General features: G+C 66.8%; 12 protein-coding genes. 9 read left to right on the plus strand and 3 right to left on the minus strand.

All coding sequences use genetic code 11. The features are described from left to right. The first annotated feature begins 187 nt into the window (after positions 1-187). The 5 genes from ACVWZN_RS02570 (at position 188) to ACVWZN_RS02590 (ending at position 10,621) form a co-directional block, all read left to right on the plus strand. Positions 188-658 carry an SRPBCC family protein gene (locus tag ACVWZN_RS02570; protein ID WP_456952482.1) on the plus strand — a complete coding sequence of 157 codons (471 nt, stop codon included), beginning with the start codon at positions 188-190 and terminating at the stop codon, positions 656-658. Then, entirely contained in the window at positions 642-1,019 is a 378-nt protein-coding gene (locus tag ACVWZN_RS02575; protein ID WP_456952483.1) for an ArsR/SmtB family transcription factor, read from the plus strand. The genes ACVWZN_RS02570 and ACVWZN_RS02575 overlap by 17 nt, the downstream gene beginning before the upstream one ends. A gap of 269 nt (positions 1,020-1,288) precedes the next feature. Next, on the plus strand, positions 1,289-6,757 hold the full coding sequence (locus ACVWZN_RS02580; protein ID WP_456952484.1) for an autotransporter domain-containing protein: 5,469 nt from the start codon (positions 1,289-1,291) through the stop codon (positions 6,755-6,757). 203 nt (positions 6,758-6,960) lie between these two features. Then, entirely contained in the window at positions 6,961-9,003 is a 2,043-nt protein-coding gene (locus ACVWZN_RS02585) for a M13 family metallopeptidase (protein ID WP_456952485.1), read from the plus strand. A 208-nt stretch (positions 9,004-9,211) separates the two neighbouring features. Next, positions 9,212-10,621 carry a pyridoxal phosphate-dependent decarboxylase family protein gene (locus tag ACVWZN_RS02590; RefSeq protein ID WP_456952486.1) on the plus strand — a complete coding sequence of 470 codons (1,410 nt, stop codon included), beginning with the start codon at positions 9,212-9,214 and terminating at the stop codon, positions 10,619-10,621. Between the two features lie 15 nt (positions 10,622-10,636). Here ACVWZN_RS02590 and ACVWZN_RS02595 read toward each other — a convergent pair whose 3' ends face one another. Next, complete coding sequence (locus ACVWZN_RS02595) at positions 10,637-11,374, minus strand: rRNA pseudouridine synthase (protein WP_456952487.1); 738 nt, start codon at positions 11,372-11,374, stop codon at positions 10,637-10,639. Positions 11,375-11,437: 63 nt separating this feature from the next. Beyond that, a complete protein-coding gene (locus tag ACVWZN_RS02600) occupies positions 11,438-12,184 on the minus strand; it encodes a carbonic anhydrase (RefSeq protein ID WP_456952488.1) in 747 nt (248 codons plus the stop codon). A gap of 225 nt (positions 12,185-12,409) precedes the next feature. Here ACVWZN_RS02600 and sigJ point away from each other — a divergent pair, with 225 nt between their 5' ends. Then, the gene (gene sigJ, locus ACVWZN_RS02605) at positions 12,410-13,306 is read left to right on the plus strand and encodes an RNA polymerase sigma factor SigJ (RefSeq protein ID WP_456952489.1); all 897 of its coding nucleotides are present in this window, start codon (positions 12,410-12,412) and stop codon (positions 13,304-13,306) included. A gap of 38 nt (positions 13,307-13,344) precedes the next feature. After that, positions 13,345-13,824 carry a carboxymuconolactone decarboxylase family protein gene (locus tag ACVWZN_RS02610; protein WP_456952490.1) on the plus strand — a complete coding sequence of 160 codons (480 nt, stop codon included), beginning with the start codon at positions 13,345-13,347 and terminating at the stop codon, positions 13,822-13,824. Between the two features lie 56 nt (positions 13,825-13,880). Here ACVWZN_RS02610 and ACVWZN_RS02615 read toward each other — a convergent pair whose 3' ends face one another. Further along, positions 13,881-14,525 (minus strand): tetratricopeptide repeat protein, encoded by a 645-nt coding sequence (locus ACVWZN_RS02615; protein ID WP_456952491.1) that lies wholly within the window; start codon positions 14,523-14,525, stop codon positions 13,881-13,883. 147 nt (positions 14,526-14,672) lie between these two features. Here ACVWZN_RS02615 and ACVWZN_RS02620 point away from each other — a divergent pair, with 147 nt between their 5' ends. Both ACVWZN_RS02620 and ACVWZN_RS02625 read left to right on the plus strand, forming a co-directional pair. Further along, complete coding sequence (locus ACVWZN_RS02620; RefSeq protein WP_456952492.1) at positions 14,673-15,158, plus strand: VOC family protein; 486 nt, start codon at positions 14,673-14,675, stop codon at positions 15,156-15,158. Positions 15,159-15,377: 219 nt separating this feature from the next. Next, positions 15,378-16,100, plus strand: coding sequence for a DUF4386 domain-containing protein (locus ACVWZN_RS02625; protein ID WP_456952493.1), 723 nt, complete (start codon positions 15,378-15,380; stop codon positions 16,098-16,100). The last annotated feature ends 61 nt before the right edge of the window (positions 16,101-16,161 follow it).

The following is a 16,161-nucleotide window of genomic DNA, read 5'->3' on the forward strand; positions in this document are numbered from 1 at the left end:
CGTGGCCACTCGGGTCGGACGCGACGCCGCCTCGGACGGCGTCGGCCGGAGGATTTCGGACCAACGGCAACCGAACGGTTGCTTTATTGCGATGGCCGGGACTAGTCTGTGTCGAGCAACCAGAAGGTTGCATACACCGAGCACGGACCCGCCCCGCGCATCCGCGCACAACGATCACCAGGCACCCATGGACATCGAAGCCCCCACCGACGCCATCGAACGCAGCATCGTCATCAACGCACCGCGCGATCGCGTCTGGCGCGCACTCACGAACACGACCGAATTCGGCACGTGGTTCGGCGCGAAGGTGCAGGGCCAGAATTTCGCGCCCGGCCAGCGCGTCCGCGGGCCGATCACCAGTTGCGGCTACGAGCACATCAATTTCGACGTGGTCGTCGAGCGCCTCGAGCCGCAGGACGTGTTCGCGTATCGCTGGCATCCGTACCCGATCGATCCGACGGTCGACTACGACGCCGAAACGCCGACGCTGGTAACGTTCACGCTCAAAGATGCGCCCGGAAACGCGACTTTGTTGACCGTCGTCGAGTCAGGCTTCGACCAGGTTCCGCCGACGCGTCGCCTCGAAGCGTTCCGCATGAACGGCCGCGGATGGACCGCTCAGTTGGACAGCATCGCGCGTCATGTCGGCCAAGCGTGACCGCACAGGGCAGGGCATCGCCGCCCTGCCCGACGTCGAACGGTCGAGCGAAGCGCTGGCCCGCGTATTCGCCGCGCTTGGTGACCCGACGCGACTTCGCCTGGTCGCGCTGCTGTGTGCGGGCGGTGCGCTGTCGATCGCGCAACTCACCGCGACCACGCACATCAGCCGGCAGGGCGTGACCAAACACCTCGAGGTGCTCGCGCAGGCGGGCGTCGTGCAGCACGCGCGCGCCGGTCGCGAACGCCTGTGGCAGCTCGATCCCGCGCAGATCGCGGAAGCGCGTCGCACGCTGGAAGTGATCGGGCAGCAGTGGGATGTCGCGCTCGGCAGCCTCAAGGCGTTCGTCGAGTCGAATTGAGGGGTCAGGGCGTCGTCGCCACTGCTGCGGCGAGACCTGCTCGCGGTCGACTAGGTAGCGTTTGCGATCGGGTCCCCATACACGGCGGTCGCGCCGTGCGACCGCACGGCGACGTATGGGCACTTGTGCCGGGAGCGGGCGACCCCCGAGAATCCGCCGCGTCGATGCGGGGGCCATGGGGTGGCTGACGTACGCATCGAATGCAGATGCCGTTGACTCGGCGCGCCGTCCAGCGCGCGCCGTCGCCGCACCACCAGGGGAAATTCCGAATGAGCACTCTCGTGCAGGCGCTATGCGCCCGCCTGGCCGCACGCGCGCGGCGTTGCATTGGCGTGGGCTTGATGGCGGCCGCGATGATGGTTGTCGCGCTGCCGGCCGTCGCTGGGCCGGTCAACGGCGTGACCACGTTCGGATCGGGGCATGGAGACGTGCCGCTGTCCGCCGGCAACGGCACCACCAAGGCATTCAACGTGGTTGGCTCGGGTTGGGACGTGGGCGCGACCGCAACCGACAGCTCCCCATTGTCGATATACGCGGGCGACCTTGCCCTCGGTACGCAGGACGGCATCTATTACGCCACCCCGTCCATGTACGGCGTGCCGATGGCGAGCTTCGACGTCGCGTCGACCGACGGAAGTCTCTTCGACCTGAAGAGCTTCCAGTTCACGTCGATGGAAATGAGCGGGTCGATCCCGCTGACGTTCGTCATCACGGGTTATCGGAATCACGCCGCCGTGCCGGGCGCCACCGCCAACGCTTTCATGGCGCCGGACTGGTCGACGATCGGCACGGTCGACGTCTCGGGCAATCCCGCGTTCCTCGGCATTGACGAATTCCGCATCACCACCACGGGCGCGCAAGCGGGCTACTTCGGCGTCGACAACATCAGCGTGCAGAACGTGCGCCCGGCACCGCCGCGGGTGGTGCAGCTTGCGGGCTCGACGCCGAGTGGCACCTACAAGGTAGGCGACACGGTCAGTCTGCTCATCTTGTTCGATGACAACGTCTTCGTCACCGGAACGCCGCAGCTCACGCTCGAAACCGGTACGACAGACCGCGTGGCCATGTATTCCGGTGGCAGCGGCGGTGCAAGCCTGAGTTTTACCTACACCGTGCAGGCGGGCGACATCTCGCCGGATCTGGACTACACGGGCACCACGTCGCTCGCTCTCAACGGGGGCACGATCCGCAATGCGCTAGCTGCCGACGCTATCTTGGTGTTGCCGGCACCTGGCGGAATCGGGTCGCTTGGAGCCAACAGTGCACTGGTCATCGACGGCGTCCCGCCGACCGTTTCGTCCGTTTCGTCATCGACTGCCAATGGCACGTATAAGGCCGGCGACGTCATCGCAATTCGGGTCAGCATGAGCGAGGCGGTGACCGTTACGGGCACGCCGCAGATCACGCTTGAAACGGGCACGACCGACCGCGTGGTGAATTACGCAAGCGGTAGCGGGACATCGACGCTGACGTTCACGTACACCGTGCAGGCCGGCGACACGGCGACAGATCTCGATTACGTCTCGACTACAGCGCTTGCACGGAACGGTGGCGCCATCCGCGATGCCGCGGGCAACGACGCGACGCTCACGCTTGCCGCGCCTGGCGCGGCGGGCTCGCTGAGCGCGAACAAGGCGCTGGTGATCGACACTGCGGCACCGTCGGTGTCGGCGATCGTCGTCAACGGCACACCCGCCGGAAACGCCAGTTCGATCAGCTTCCACGTGACGTTCAGCGAAAGCGTGTCGAACGTATCGGTCGACGATTTCGCGCTCGTAACGACCGGAACGGCGTCGGGCACCATCGCCACCGTTTCCGCAGCGAGCGGCTCCGCGTTCGACGTGACCGTGAGTGGCATCAGCGGGAACGGAACGCTCGGCCTGACGTTGAACGCCGGCACGAACATCGTCGACGCGGCCGGCAACGGCCCGCCTGCCGCATTCGCTGCCGGCGCCACGCATGCAGTCGTCCCGCTTGCGCCGGATGCGCCCACTATCGGCAGCGCAACGGCCGGCGATCGGCAGGCGACGCTGACATTCACCGCGCCCGCGTCGAACGGCGGCGACACGATCACGGGTTACACGGTCACATCGTTGCCGGGCGGCATCAGCGCGAGCGGCGCGTCGTCGCCCATCGTAGTCAGCGGTCTCGCCAACGGCACGTCGTACACGTTCACCGTCACTGCGACGAATTCGGCGGGTACGGGCGCGGCGTCGGCTGCATCGAACGCAGTCACGCCGAAGGCCGATCAGTCGATCACTTTCGCCAACCCCGGCGCCCAGAACTTTGGCACGTCGCCAACACTGACCGCGACATCGACCTCGGGGCTGACGGTCAACTTCGGTTCGACGACGACCGGCGTGTGTACGATCACATCCGGTGGCGCGCTGACCTTCGTGTCCTCCGGCACGTGCACGATCAGTGCAGATCAGGCGGGCGACGCCGCAACGAACGCGGCTTCGACGGTAACCCACAGCTTCAACATCAACGCCGTGCTCCCCGCGGCGCCCACGATCGGCGTGGCGACGGCGGGCAATACGCAAGCGACGATCACGTTCACTGCGCCGGCGTCCAACGGCGGTGCGACGATCACCGCGTACACGGTGACATCGCTGCCGGGCGGCATTACCGCGACGGGCGCCAGTTCGCCGATCACGCTGACGGGCTTGACCAACGGCGTCGCGTATTCGTTCACCGTCACCGCGACGACGCCGGCGGGCACCGGTGCCGCATCGACGGCATCGAACACGGTCACGCCGAAGTCCAGCCAGACGATCACCTTCAACAATCCGAGCGCGCAGTTGTTCGGCACGTCGCCGACACTGAGCGCGACGTCCGACGCCGGCCTGCCGGTGTCGTTCTCGTCGTCGACGACATCGGTCTGCACGATCACCAGCGGCGGCACGCTGACATTCGTCGCCGCAGGCACATGCACGATCGACGCCGACCAGGCGGGTGACGCAAGCCACCAGCCTGCACCGCAGGTGAGCCGCAGTTTTATCGTCAATGCCAACGTGCCGAGCGCACCCACGTCGGTGACGGCGGTCGCAGGCAATACGCAGGCAACGATCTCGTTCGCAGTGCCGGTCACCGAAGGCGGCGCTGCGATCAGCGGCTATACGGTGACGTCGAGCCCGAGCGGGATCAGCGCGAGCGGTGCGGCGAGCCCGATCGTCGTGACCGGCCTCGCCAACGGCACGTCGTACACGTTCACCGTCACCGCGACGAACAGCGCCGGTACGGGTGCGGCCTCCGCGCCGTCGAACGCGGTGATGCCCGCGCCGCCGCTCGTGGCGTCGCCCGTCGGCGCGACCGCGCCTTACGCAGCGGGCGCGACGCCCGTAACGCTGAACATCGTCGGCACTCCGACTGCCGTATCGATCGGTGCAGCGCCTGCGCACGGGACGGCCGTCGCCAGCGGAACGACGATCACGTACCAGCCCGCCGCGGGTTACGCGGGCAGCGACAGCTTCACGTACATCGCGACCGATGGCATGACCACCACCGCGCCGGCCACGGTGACGATCACGGTGTCGAACGCGACCGTGTCGGTGGACGCAGCGACGTTGGCGAATGGTGTCGGTGGTAGCGCCTACAACCACGCCTTCACCGCGAGCGGTGGTGCGGCGCCGTACACGTTCGCGTTGAGCGGCGGCGCATTGCCGAACGGCATGACGCTGTCGTCGGCGGGTGTGCTCGGTGGCACGCCGACGCAGGCGGGCACGTTCAACTTCACCGTGCAGGCGACGGATCACAGCACCGGCACCGGCCCGTTCACAGCCCAGCGCGGCTTTACGCTCGTCGTCGATGCACCGCAGATCGCGTTCAGCACGGGCGCGTGGCCGACGGCAACGTTTGGCATCGCGCTCGCGCAGACGCTGCAGGCGAGCGGCGGCACCGCGCCGTACGCGTATGCGATCACCACCGGCGTCCTTCCGCAGGGCGTGACGTTGTCGAGCGCGGGTGTGCTGTCCGGTGCGCCGACGCAGACCGGCACCTTCGACGTCACCGTCGAAGTGCGCGATGCGAATGGTTTCAATGCTGCGCATGCGTTCCAGCTGGTGATCGCGCAGGCTGCGCAGTCGATCAGCACGTTCGTCACGAACCCGACCGCACCGGTCTTCGCACCGAACGGCACGTTCGCGGTCAGTGCGCAGGGCGGTGCATCGGGCAATCCGATCGTGTTCGCAAGCACTACGCCGGCGGTCTGCATAGTCGCAGGCGCCAACGTCACCATGCGCGCGGCCGGGCGTTGCAGCCTCACCGCCGACCAGGCCGGCGATGCGCGTTATACCGCGGCCCCGCAGGCGCGTCTGGATGTCGACATTGCCGCTGCGGTTCCCGTGCTCACGTGGCCGACGCAGGTGTCGAAGGTGCTCGGCGAGCCCGCGTTCGATCTCGCGAACCCGCAGAGCCCGAGCGCTGGTGCGTTCACGTTCACCAGCAGCCAGCCGGAGGTCGCGAGCATCAGTGGTCGCACCGTTACGTTGCACGGGGCGGGCACCACGATCATCACCGCCACGCAAGCAGCGAACGGCAACTACACCGCCGGCAGTGTGCAGATGCAGCTCGTGGTTGCCGCGCGCCCGGATCCGACGCGTGATACGACTGTGACCGGCCTTCTGCAGGCGCAGGTCGACGCGAGCGTGCGTTTCGCAAACGCAGAACAGTCGAACATCCGCGACCGTCTGCGTCAGGTGCGCAGCGGCGGAAATGCGTCGTCCGCAAATGTCGCGCTCGCGTACGAAGGCGGTGCGAACACGCCGGGTCTGTCGGTGCCGTTGAACGCGGGCAACGCGTGGCCGTCGATGCCGCAGGGCTGGGGGCTTTGGCTCTCTGGTACGGCGACGTTCGGCAGCAGTGGCCGCGCCGGCGCGTTCGACTTCCACACCGATGGCATCACGCTCGGCATGGACCACGCGATCGGTGACAGCGTGTTGATCGGTGTCGCCGGCAGCATCGCGCGCAACAACAGCGACCTCGATGACGACAGCTCGCATCTCGATGCCGACCAGCACTCGCTCGCGCTTTATGGGCTCTGGCGCCCGGGCGACCATCTGTTCGTCGACGGCATGCTCGGCACGGGCACGCTGGGCTTCGACATCGAGCGCTGGAGCCACGACGCGAGTGCGCTCGGCACGGCGAAGCGCGACGGCGACCAATGGTTCGCGTCGATGTCGATGGGCTACGAGCATCGCGGCGCCGCGCTCACGCTCACGGGGTACGGGCGCGTCGATGCCAGCCATACGTCGCTGGACGATTACAGCGAGACCGGCCTCGGCATCTACGACCTCCGCTACGGCCGCCAGGTGATCGAGAGCAGCACGGTCGCGCTCGGGCTCGAAGGCAGTTGGCTGGTCGGCGGTGCCGGGCATCTGCGGCCGTTCTGGAACGTCGAGTACCGCGAGGCCATCGACAACCGCGGCGAGGCGACGATGAATTACGTGATCGTCCCCAACGCCACGGACTACCGCCTGCGCATGTCGAGCTACAACGACAACGCGCTGTCGCTGAACCTCGGTATGGATGTATCGCTCGGCCGAAGCTGGCTGTTGTCGCTGGCGTTCGGCCACGAGCAGGCGCGAGGCTCGACCGACGCGAACAGCATCGGGCTGCGCCTGTCGTACGGCGCGCAGCCGGGTGGCGCCTCGCCGACCGCTGAATCGGCGACCGATGAGCCGACGAAGACGCGGGCGGAATGTGGCGGCCCGCGGTGCCGACGCACCACCGCCCACTGAAGCCAGGCTTCAGCCGACCACGGAGACGCCCGGCACCTGCCGGGCGTTTTCGTTTCCGGCGGGGGTGTCCGGCGAGAGTCGCGCGCCGCGGCCGACCGCCCCATGAATGCCGACGCTGCGGTCGACACGCCATGACCTTCGGCGCTTGGCACCACGCCGGGCAGCCCACACAGTCCGCGGTCATCCCCCTCACGGAGTGCCCGATGGGCCGCCTCGCGTCTTCCCTGCGTGTCGCTCTTTTCACCGCCGGCTTCGTGCTGTCCACCGGCGCGCTCGCCGCGGCGCCGTCGAAGGACTTCCTCGCCTCGCACATGGACACCTCGGTCGACCCGGGCGTCGACTTCTTCCAGTACGCGAACGGCGCGTGGCTGAAGGCGCATCCGATCCCGAAGTCCGAATCGTCCTGGGGCATCGGCAACGAGGTGGACGACGAGCTCTACACGCGCCTGCGCACGATCAGCGAGTCGGCGGCGAAGAAGAAGGCGGCCACCGGCAGTGACGACCAGAAGATCGGCGATTTCTGGGCGACCGCGATGGACGTCGCCAAGGCCGACAAGCTCGGCGTGCATCCGCTCGACGGCGAACTCGCGCGCATCGACGCGATCCGTTCGACCAACGACGTGCTCGACACCGCGTTCGCGTTCAAGCCGATCGGCGCGCGGGCGCTGTTCCGCTTCGGCATCTCGCAGGACAGCAAGGACAGCGCGACGATGGCGGTGGACATCCACCAGGGCGGCCTCGGCCTGCCGGAGCGCGATTTCTACTTCAACCCGGAAGCCGGGGTCGCGAAGATCCGCGCCGCGTACGTCGCGCACATCGCGAAGGATTTCGAACTGCTCGGTCGTGATCCGGCGTCGGCCAAGGCATCCGCGGACAAGGTGATGGCGTTCGAGACGGCGCTCGCGCAGGTCTCGCGCAAGCTCGCCGACCTGCGTGACCCGGAGAAGAACTACAACAAGATGTCGCCGGCCGACTTCACCGCGAAGTACACGCCGTCGATCGACTGGACCGCGCGACTCGCTGCGTGGAACCTGCATCCGTCGTACGTGATCGTCGGCCAGCCCGAGTTCTTCGCCGCCGAAGACAAGCTGCTGCACGACACGCCGGTGCCGGTGCTGCAGGACTACCTGCGCTATCACCTGGTCGACGATTACGCGCCGTACCTGTCGACCGCGTTCGACAACGAATACTTCGACTTCCACGGTCGCGCGATGTCGGGTCAGCAGGAACAGCGCCCGCGCTGGAAGCGCACGCTGGACGTCGAGAACGACGCGATGGGCATGGTGCTCGGCCGCATCTTCGTCAACCAGTATTTCCCGGCTGCATCCAAGCAGCGCTACGAAAACATGGTGGAAGCGATCCGCGACACGTTCCGTGCGCGCATGGAACGCCTCGACTGGATGGGCGCTGATACGAAGGCAAAGGCGCTGACCAAGCTCGCCGCGGTGACGCCGAAGGTCGGCTATCCGGATCACTGGAAGGATTACTCGGCGCTGGTCGTTGGCCGCGAGTCGTACGCGGACAACGTCAAGAAGGCGGAGCGCTGGAAGTTCGAGGACAACCTGTCGAAGTTCGGCAAGCCGGTCGACCGAACCGAATGGGACATGACGCCGCAGACGTACAACGCCTACTACAACCCGTCGAACAACGAGATCGTGCTGCCGGCGGCGATCTTCATGGTGCCGGGCGTACCGGATGCGAAGGTCGATGACGCGGTCGCGTACGGATACGTCGCCGCGAGCACGATCGGTCACGAGATCACGCACGGCTTCGACGACGAAGGCCGCCAGTTCGACGCGCAGGGCAACCTGTCGGGTTGGTGGACGGCGCAGGACACCGAGCGCTTCAACGCCGCGGCCAAGAAGATGGCCGACCAGTTCAGCGCGTACGAGCCGATCCCGGGCCTGCACATCAACGGCCAGGCCAGCCTGGGCGAGAACATCGCCGACTACGGCGGACTTCTGCTGGGCCTCGAAGCGTTCAAGAAGACCGAGCAGCACAAGCAGGGCACGCCGATCGGTGGGCTGACGCCGACGCAGCGTTACTTCCTCGGCTATGCGCTGGGCTGGATGACGCAGCAGCGCGAGCAGCAACTGCGCCAGCGGCTGCTGGCCGACGTGCATGCACCGGCCAAGTGGCGCGTGCTCGGCCCGATGTCGAACATCCCCGAGTTCTACGAAGCGTTCGGCGTGAAGCCGGGCCAGCCGATGTGGCGCGCACCGGAAGATCGCGTTCGCATCTGGTAATCGTTTGATGTACCGAAACACGAGCGGCGGTCGAGGATTCGGCCGCCGCTTTTTTTGCGCGAAGCGAATGTTTCGTGCAGCGCAACAGTGCATCGGCGTCCAAGCGTCCGTACACGCCGCGATACGCCGACATGCGGCCGTTGTACATATCGACACAGACGCATAATCCCGGCAGGCGTTCCCGCCCGCGAATGCTCGGGGTTGCGCGATGACGTTCGACGATTTCGCTCCGCTGCTGACGCGCGCGCAGGCACATGCGATGCAGTACCTCGACGCGCTTCCCGAACGTTTCGTCGGCGCACGTGCAGGCCGCGACGAAATGATCGCCGCGTTCGACGGCACGTTGCCCACGCGCGGTGAGTCCGCCGAATCCGTGCTCGACCTGCTCGCAGCGAACGCGCCGCGTGGCACGCAGGCCTGCGCGGCGCCGCGTTACTTCGGCTTCGTCATCGGCGGCACCGTGCCGGTCGCGCTGGCGACCGACTGGCTGGTGTCGACCTGGGACCAGAACGCCGGTATCCACATCATTTCCCCGCTCACGGCGGCGGTCGAGGAAGTCGCCGGCCGCTGGCTGCTCGATCTGTTCGACCTACCGCGAGACAGTGGCGTGGGCTTCGTGACCGGCTGCCAGATGGCGCATTTCACCTGCCTGGCGGCGGCGCGACATGGCGTGCTGCGTCGAGCCGGGTGGGATGTCGAAGCCGACGGACTCAATGGCGCGCCGCGCATCCATGTGGTCGCATCGGCCGAAGCGCACGTCACCGTCGATGTCGCGCTGCGCTACCTCGGCATCGGAACGCGCGCACTGCTGCGCGTCGAGTCCGACGAGCAGGGCCGCATGCGGCTCGATCGGCTGCGCGAGGTGATGGCCACCCTCGACGGGCCGGTCATCGTCTGCGCGCAGGCCGGCAACGTAAACACCGGTGCGTTCGATCCACTGCGCGGCATCGCGGAGGTCGCGCGCGAACACGGCGCGTGGATGCATGTCGACGGCGCATTTGGGTTGTGGGCGCGTGCTGGCGACGAACGCCGTGCCATTGCCGATGGCATCGATCTCGCCGATTCATGGGCGACCGACGCGCACAAGTGGCTCAACGTGCCGTACGACAGCGGCGTCGCGATCGTGCGCCATGCTGAAGACCATCGCGCGGCGATGACGGTATCGGCCGCCTACCTCGTGCAGACGCGCGGCGCCGAGCGCGATGCCGTCGATTGGGTGCCCGAGTTCTCGCGTCGCGCACGGGGCATTCCCGTGTACGCGGCGTTGCGTGCGCTCGGTCGCGACGGCGTGGCCGAGATGGTCGAGCGCTGCTGCGCGCATGCACGACGTTTCGCCGAGCAGCTCGGCGACGCACCCGGCGTTCGCATCCTCAACGATGTCGTGCTGAATCAGGTGCTGGTGCGTTTCGACGACGACGACGCGATCACGCGCGCAGTCGTCACCGGCGTGCAGGAAGAGGGCACGTGCTGGGCAAGCGGCACGACGTGGCACGGCCTCGCCGCCATGCGCATCTCAGTATCCAACTGGGCGACCAGCGCGGACGACGTGGACCGCAGCGCCGAGGCGATGTTGCGCGTATTCCGCGACATCACCGAGCGCTCAGCCGCAGCCGTCTGACGACGCGCTCCGCCGCTAGAACTTCTCGCCGACCGGAAGGTAACGCCACGCCCCAGGCGGCATGGCGCCGTTCGGCCCCTTGCCGATGCCGATGCGCCCGATACGCAGGCGCCGGATCGACACCACGCGCAAGCCGACTTCCGCGCACATGTAGCGCAGCTGGCCTTCGCGCACGCCCTTGATCGCGAATCGCAGGCGATCCTCGTTCTGCCAGCTCACCTTGCATGGCGGCAGCCGCCGTCCCTGGTACTCCATGCCGTGTGCCAGCCGGTTCATGCCGTACGGAATGAGGTCGCCATGGATCTCGACGAGGTATTCGTGCTCGATCTCGTCCGCATCGTCGGTGAGGCGCCGCCACACGCGGCCGTCCTGCGAGAACACCATCAGCCCGCTGGCTTCGCGATCGAGCGGCACCAGCGGCGTGAGCCGATGGAAATGACGCTGCAGCGGGCGGATCTCGGACGGATCGTCCGCCCAGCGCGTCGCGAGCGTCACCAGTTCGAGCGCGGGCTTGCGGCCTTCGATCGCGTCGAAGCCGGCCGGCTTGTTGAACAGGATGGTCGCGGGTTCGACCGCATCGAGGCGAGCTTCGGGATCGATCGCGACCGCTTCGGCGTCGATCAGATGCTGCGGCGACTCGACGATGCGTCCGTCGACCGACACCCAGCCGTTGCGGATGTACTGCTCGGCATCCGCGCGCGAGCACTGCATCAGCTCGGCGACACGACGGGCAAGGCGGACCGGTTCGGTCATCGGAAAAGCCGGGGAAACGGGCGCGCAGTGTAGCGGGGCGGGTGCGAGGCGCGCGTCCGGGCGCTATTTCCCGGTGTTGCGTGTTCCCGCCAGCTGTACGGGCCGGTTGTTGTCATGGCCGATCGCGCGGTGCACGAGCGCCACCTCGGCATCGCTCGCCGCGACCGGCTGCTTCATCACGATCCAGCGCACGTGTTCCGTGCACGGCGGCGTAGTGAGTGAGCCGTCGTAGCGGTAGTAGGCCCGGTTCGCGGGCAACAGATCGGCGGCCGAGACGGGCGTCGCGATGGCGGTGGTCCCGTCGACCTTCGCCGGTACGTATGGCGAGACGCGCTCGAGCCACGGGTTGCTGACGCCCTTGCCGAACAGCACCGCCACGACCGCTAGGTGGCCCTGCGCATCGGCGTGCACCAGGTGCGCTTCCATCGGGAATCGCTTGCCGTTGACGGTGTGTTCGCTCGGCACGTGGAAATGCAACTGCTTGAGCGTGAAGTCGGTGCCGTCCACGCGCATGCGGCTGCCGGCGTTGAAGTCGACCTGGATCGCATGTCCGTTATTGACGACGCGATAGCCGCCGTCGCGATAGTCGAAAGCGATCGGAGCATGCGGCGCATCCATCGCATGCGTCAGGTCGATGGGCGACTGGCTGTGGCCGCGCGCGCAGGTCGCGAAGTCGGGTTCGAGCTGCCCCCAGTGCGACGGTCCGGCAGCGCCCGTATAGCTCCAGTGCGGCGCATGCTCGTCGGCCGCCGCTATCGCCAGCGTGCCGAAAAGAAGTGCGGGCAACGTCCAGTGCGGCTTCAAATTCACGACGCCGACTCCCATGTCGCGCGGAAGAAACGATGGCCCCTGGCCAAGCGACTAGATGCCCGTTGTCATTAAGCCGCTGTGAACCGAACGGGACACGGATGACCACGGTCGAGGTTGGAGTTGCGCGCTATGACGCGCGAAACTGGGGACGACGCGGATAGCGTGCTGCTGCCTGTCACATTCGAGCCCGCTCATGCGTCCTTCCTCCGTAGATCGGAGATGTCCATGGATCGCCAGACCCAGTTGTTCCAGCAGCACCGTTCGCGCCTGTTCGGCCTCGCGTATCGCATGCTCGGCACGCCGGCTGACGCGGAGGACGTGCTGCACGACGCGTGGTTGCGCCTGCATGCGCACGACCTGGACGCGCTCGACGACCCCGAGGCGTGGCTGGTCACGGTGACGACGCGCCTGGCGCTCGATCGGCTGCGTCGCGCCAAGGCCGAGCGCGAGCACTACACGGGGCCGTGGCTACCAGAGCCACTGGCGCCCGAGAGTGAGCAGCCCGAGGTCGAACACGAGCGCGGCGAGACGCTGACACTCTCGTTCCTGCTGTTGCTAGAACGCCTGAGCCCGGAGGAGCGCGCTGCCTTCCTGCTGCACGAGGTCTTCGACTACAGCCATGCCGAAGCCGCGCGCATCCTCGAGATCGCGGAAGACGCCTGTCGCCAGCGCGTGCATCGGGCGAAGACACGTCTGCGCGAAGGCCGCCCGCGTTTCCACGTCGACACCGCCGCGCAGCAACGACTGCTGCAGCGTTTCGTCACCGCGATGGCGCAACCGACGCTCGACTCGCTGCGTGCTCTGTTCGCCGAGGACGCCGTGCACATCAGCGACGGCGGCGGCGTCGCACGCGCCACGTTGCGACCACTGCACGGCGCGGAGCGCCTGGCGCGCCTGTACCTGCAGTTGTCGCAGCACCTCGGCGACGACGTGCACTTCGAGACGACCACGCTCAATGGCGCACCCGCATTGCTGATGCGTGACGGCGACCGACTCACCAGCGCGATGTGGATCGAAAGCGACGGCGAGCACATCACGGCCATCCATGCGCTGCGTCATCCGCAGAAACTCGCGCGGCTCTGGCCTGTCACGAAACCGGAGCCTGCTGCGTCCTTGTATTGAAGGCGGCTGATTCCGGCCGCTTCGAACAGGAGCCTGCCATGACCCGTTTCTCCATCCAGCGCCATTACCCCGCGATGCAGCCGCTCGTGACACTCGGCGAACGCATCCACGATTCCGGTCGACTCGAGCCGGCGATGATCGAACTCGTGCTGATGCGCGTGTCGCAGATCAACGGCTGCGCGTTCTGCCTCGACATGCACAGCAAGGACGCACGCGCCGCCGGCGAAACCGAACAGCGTCTCTACCTGCTGCCAGCATGGCGCGAGACGAAGGTGTACAGCGACCGCGAGAAGATCGCGCTGGCGTGGGCGGAAGAACTCACCGAACTACCGTCGCACGAATCTGTATCCGACGCGCTTTACGAACAGGCGCGCCAGCACTTCGACGAAGACGCACTCGTCGACCTGACGTTGCTCGTCGTCGCGATCAACAGCTGGAACCGCATCAACATCGCGGCGCGGACGATTGGTGGTGCGTACAAGCCGGCGGCGCGGGCGGCGGAGTCCGCGGCGGCTTAATCGCGGTATAGAGGACGCGTCCATCCGCGGACGCGTCCTGCATCGCCCGTACGAACTTACGGAGCGGTCGCGCCGGTCTGGCGTCGCTTCCACTCCGCGAAGGCACCGCGCATCGCCTGCTTTTCCGACGCTCGCCAGAAATCGATGCGCTTTTCCATGCCTTCCTCGGTACCGAGCTGCGGGTACGACCTCACCGATGCGGCGTACCAGGCCACCGCCGTGTCGATGTCACCCGCGCTCCAGTAGAGCGTGGCGAGCGTGGACGGCACCCAGAACGGACGGCCGCCGTGCGACGCGATCTCGTTTTTGAACGCGTCCAACGAGGCCGGGTAGTTGCCTGCCTGGTACTCGATCCAGCCCCGCGACCAGAACACGTGCCCCTCTTCGATGCTTCCCGGCGATGCGATCGATGCGGCGGCGGCCAAGTCGGCGCGTGCGCGCTCGAGGTCGCCCAGCTTTCCCGAGATGTAGGCCCTTTCGGCGAGCGCGATGACGTTCTTGGGGTCGTATCGGACAACCGTGTCCAGCCGATGCCGATACGCGGCATTGCCTCCGGGTGGCGGTGCCTGCATCGCGAATGCTGCGGCGTCCTGGTCCGTGTACGTATCGGCTTGCGGCAGGTAGACCTCGAGCGGCTCGGCCGCCGACGCGTGGAATGCAACAAGCAGTGCCACCGCACCCAACATCGTTCTGATGCCCATGAATCCCCCTTTTCACGAGCGCCAATTGTGCCTGCGCGCGCTCCAAGTCGGCAGCCATGCCGTCAGTCGGGCCTCCGCCCGGACCTCATCTACCGATAACCCGTACGCAGTACCGTCACGCCTCCGACCGACCGCAGGAGGCTCACCATGATCCCCAAGATCCAGCCGTGCCTTTGGTTCGACAAGAACGCCGAGGATGCCGCGCGCTTCTATGCCGAGACGTTTCCCGATAGCCGCATCGACGCCGTGCATCGCGCGCCGGGCGACTATCCGTCCGGCCAGCAGGGCGACGTGCTCCTCGTCGAAGCCACGATCCTCGGCATGCGGTTCCTCATGTTGAACGGCGGCCCGCAGTTCAAGTTCGACGAAGCCGTGAGCTTCCAGATCGCGACCGACGACCAGGCGGAAACCGACCGCTACTGGAACGCGATCGTCAGCAATGGCGGGCAGGAAAGCGCCTGCGGCTGGTGCAAGGATCGCTTCGGGCTGTCGTGGCAGATCACGCCCAAGCGGCTCACCGAATTGATGTCCGTGGGCGGTGAGAAAGCGACGCGCGCATTTGCGGCCATGATGGAGATGGGGAAGATCGACATCGCTGCGTTGGATCGGGCGGTTGCGGGCGTTGATAGCTGAGAAACGTCGCGGCGCAGCGACACGGGGGCGGTACGACGCGCACTCGTCGCCGCGATTAACTCGGCATCGAGCGCGACGCGCGTAGGCGCAGCACCGCATGACGCGCGACTGTCATGCCTCGTAGCACCCGCGCGACGTCGCACGGCACGGTGACCACTGGCACGCTCGACATCGCGCGTGCCGTGGAATCGTTCGGTCACCAGACCGGCATCGAAACCCATGACGAACGCAACGTCGCCCCAGCCCTACGCCCGCCTCGCCGGTCTGTTGTACCTCGTCATAATCGCGGCCGGCATGTATGGCGAACTCGCGGTTCGCGGCAGCATGGTGGTCAGCGGCGATGCTGCTGCGACGGCCGCACGGATCGTCGCGTCGCCGGAGCGCTGGCGGTTCGGCATCGCACTCGACCTGCTCATGCATGTCTGCGACGTGTTCGTGATGTGGGGCATCTACATCCTCTTGCGACCGGTGAGCCGGCGTCTTGCCCAGCTCGTCCTGCTGTTGAACCTGATCCAGACGGCGGTTCTTGTCGCTAACAAGATCCTTTTGTTGGTGCCGCTGCTTCTCCTCGACGGCTCGCCGTACTTGCATGCATTTTCGCTGCCGCAGCTGCAGGCCCTGTCGTACGCGGCGATCCGCCTGCACGAGCACGGTTTCGGCGTCGGCCTGATCTTCTTCGGCTGGGTCTGCCTCGTCGAGGGTTATCTGATCCGCCGCTCAGGCTTCCTGCCGAAGACCATCGGCGTGCTCATGCAGGTCGCAGGCGCGTGCTATCTGATCAACACCACGCTGCTGCTGCTCGCGCCGGAGCTGGAAGGCCGCCTGTTTGCAGTGCTGATGCTGCCCGTGTTCATCGCCGAGCTGTCGTTCGCTCTGTGGCTGGCGATCAAGGGCGTCAACGAAACGGCGTGGCATCGACGTGCGGCCGAAGCGGTCGGCTGACGCGGATGTGCCTGCGTCGACGACCGATGCGTCCGTCCCGCAGGTCCCCGCACCGGACGCA

Source organism: Lysobacter sp. HA35, assembly GCF_054061195.1.

What these genes read in the sequence shown, in the direction of transcription:
- ACVWZN_RS02585 (WP_456952485.1), top strand. Translation starts at nt 6,961, where the DNA reads ATGGGCCGCCTCGCGTCTTCCCTGCGTGTCGCTCTTTTCACCGCCGGC.
- ACVWZN_RS02575 (WP_456952483.1), top strand. Translation starts at nt 642, where the DNA reads ATGTCGGCCAAGCGTGACCGCACAGGGCAGGGCATCGCCGCCCTGCCC.
- ACVWZN_RS02590 (WP_456952486.1), top strand. Translation starts at nt 9,212, where the DNA reads ATGACGTTCGACGATTTCGCTCCGCTGCTGACGCGCGCGCAGGCACAT.
- ACVWZN_RS02625 (WP_456952493.1), top strand. Translation starts at nt 15,378, where the DNA reads ATGACGAACGCAACGTCGCCCCAGCCCTACGCCCGCCTCGCCGGTCTG.
- ACVWZN_RS02615 (WP_456952491.1), bottom strand. Translation starts at nt 14,525, where the DNA reads ATGGGCATCAGAACGATGTTGGGTGCGGTGGCACTGCTTGTTGCATTC.
- ACVWZN_RS02620 (WP_456952492.1), top strand. Translation starts at nt 14,673, where the DNA reads ATGATCCCCAAGATCCAGCCGTGCCTTTGGTTCGACAAGAACGCCGAG.
- ACVWZN_RS02580 (WP_456952484.1), top strand. Translation starts at nt 1,289, where the DNA reads ATGAGCACTCTCGTGCAGGCGCTATGCGCCCGCCTGGCCGCACGCGCG.
- sigJ (WP_456952489.1), top strand. Translation starts at nt 12,410, where the DNA reads ATGGATCGCCAGACCCAGTTGTTCCAGCAGCACCGTTCGCGCCTGTTC.
- ACVWZN_RS02610 (WP_456952490.1), top strand. Translation starts at nt 13,345, where the DNA reads ATGACCCGTTTCTCCATCCAGCGCCATTACCCCGCGATGCAGCCGCTC.
- ACVWZN_RS02595 (WP_456952487.1), bottom strand. Translation starts at nt 11,374, where the DNA reads ATGACCGAACCGGTCCGCCTTGCCCGTCGTGTCGCCGAGCTGATGCAG.
- ACVWZN_RS02570 (WP_456952482.1), top strand. Translation starts at nt 188, where the DNA reads ATGGACATCGAAGCCCCCACCGACGCCATCGAACGCAGCATCGTCATC.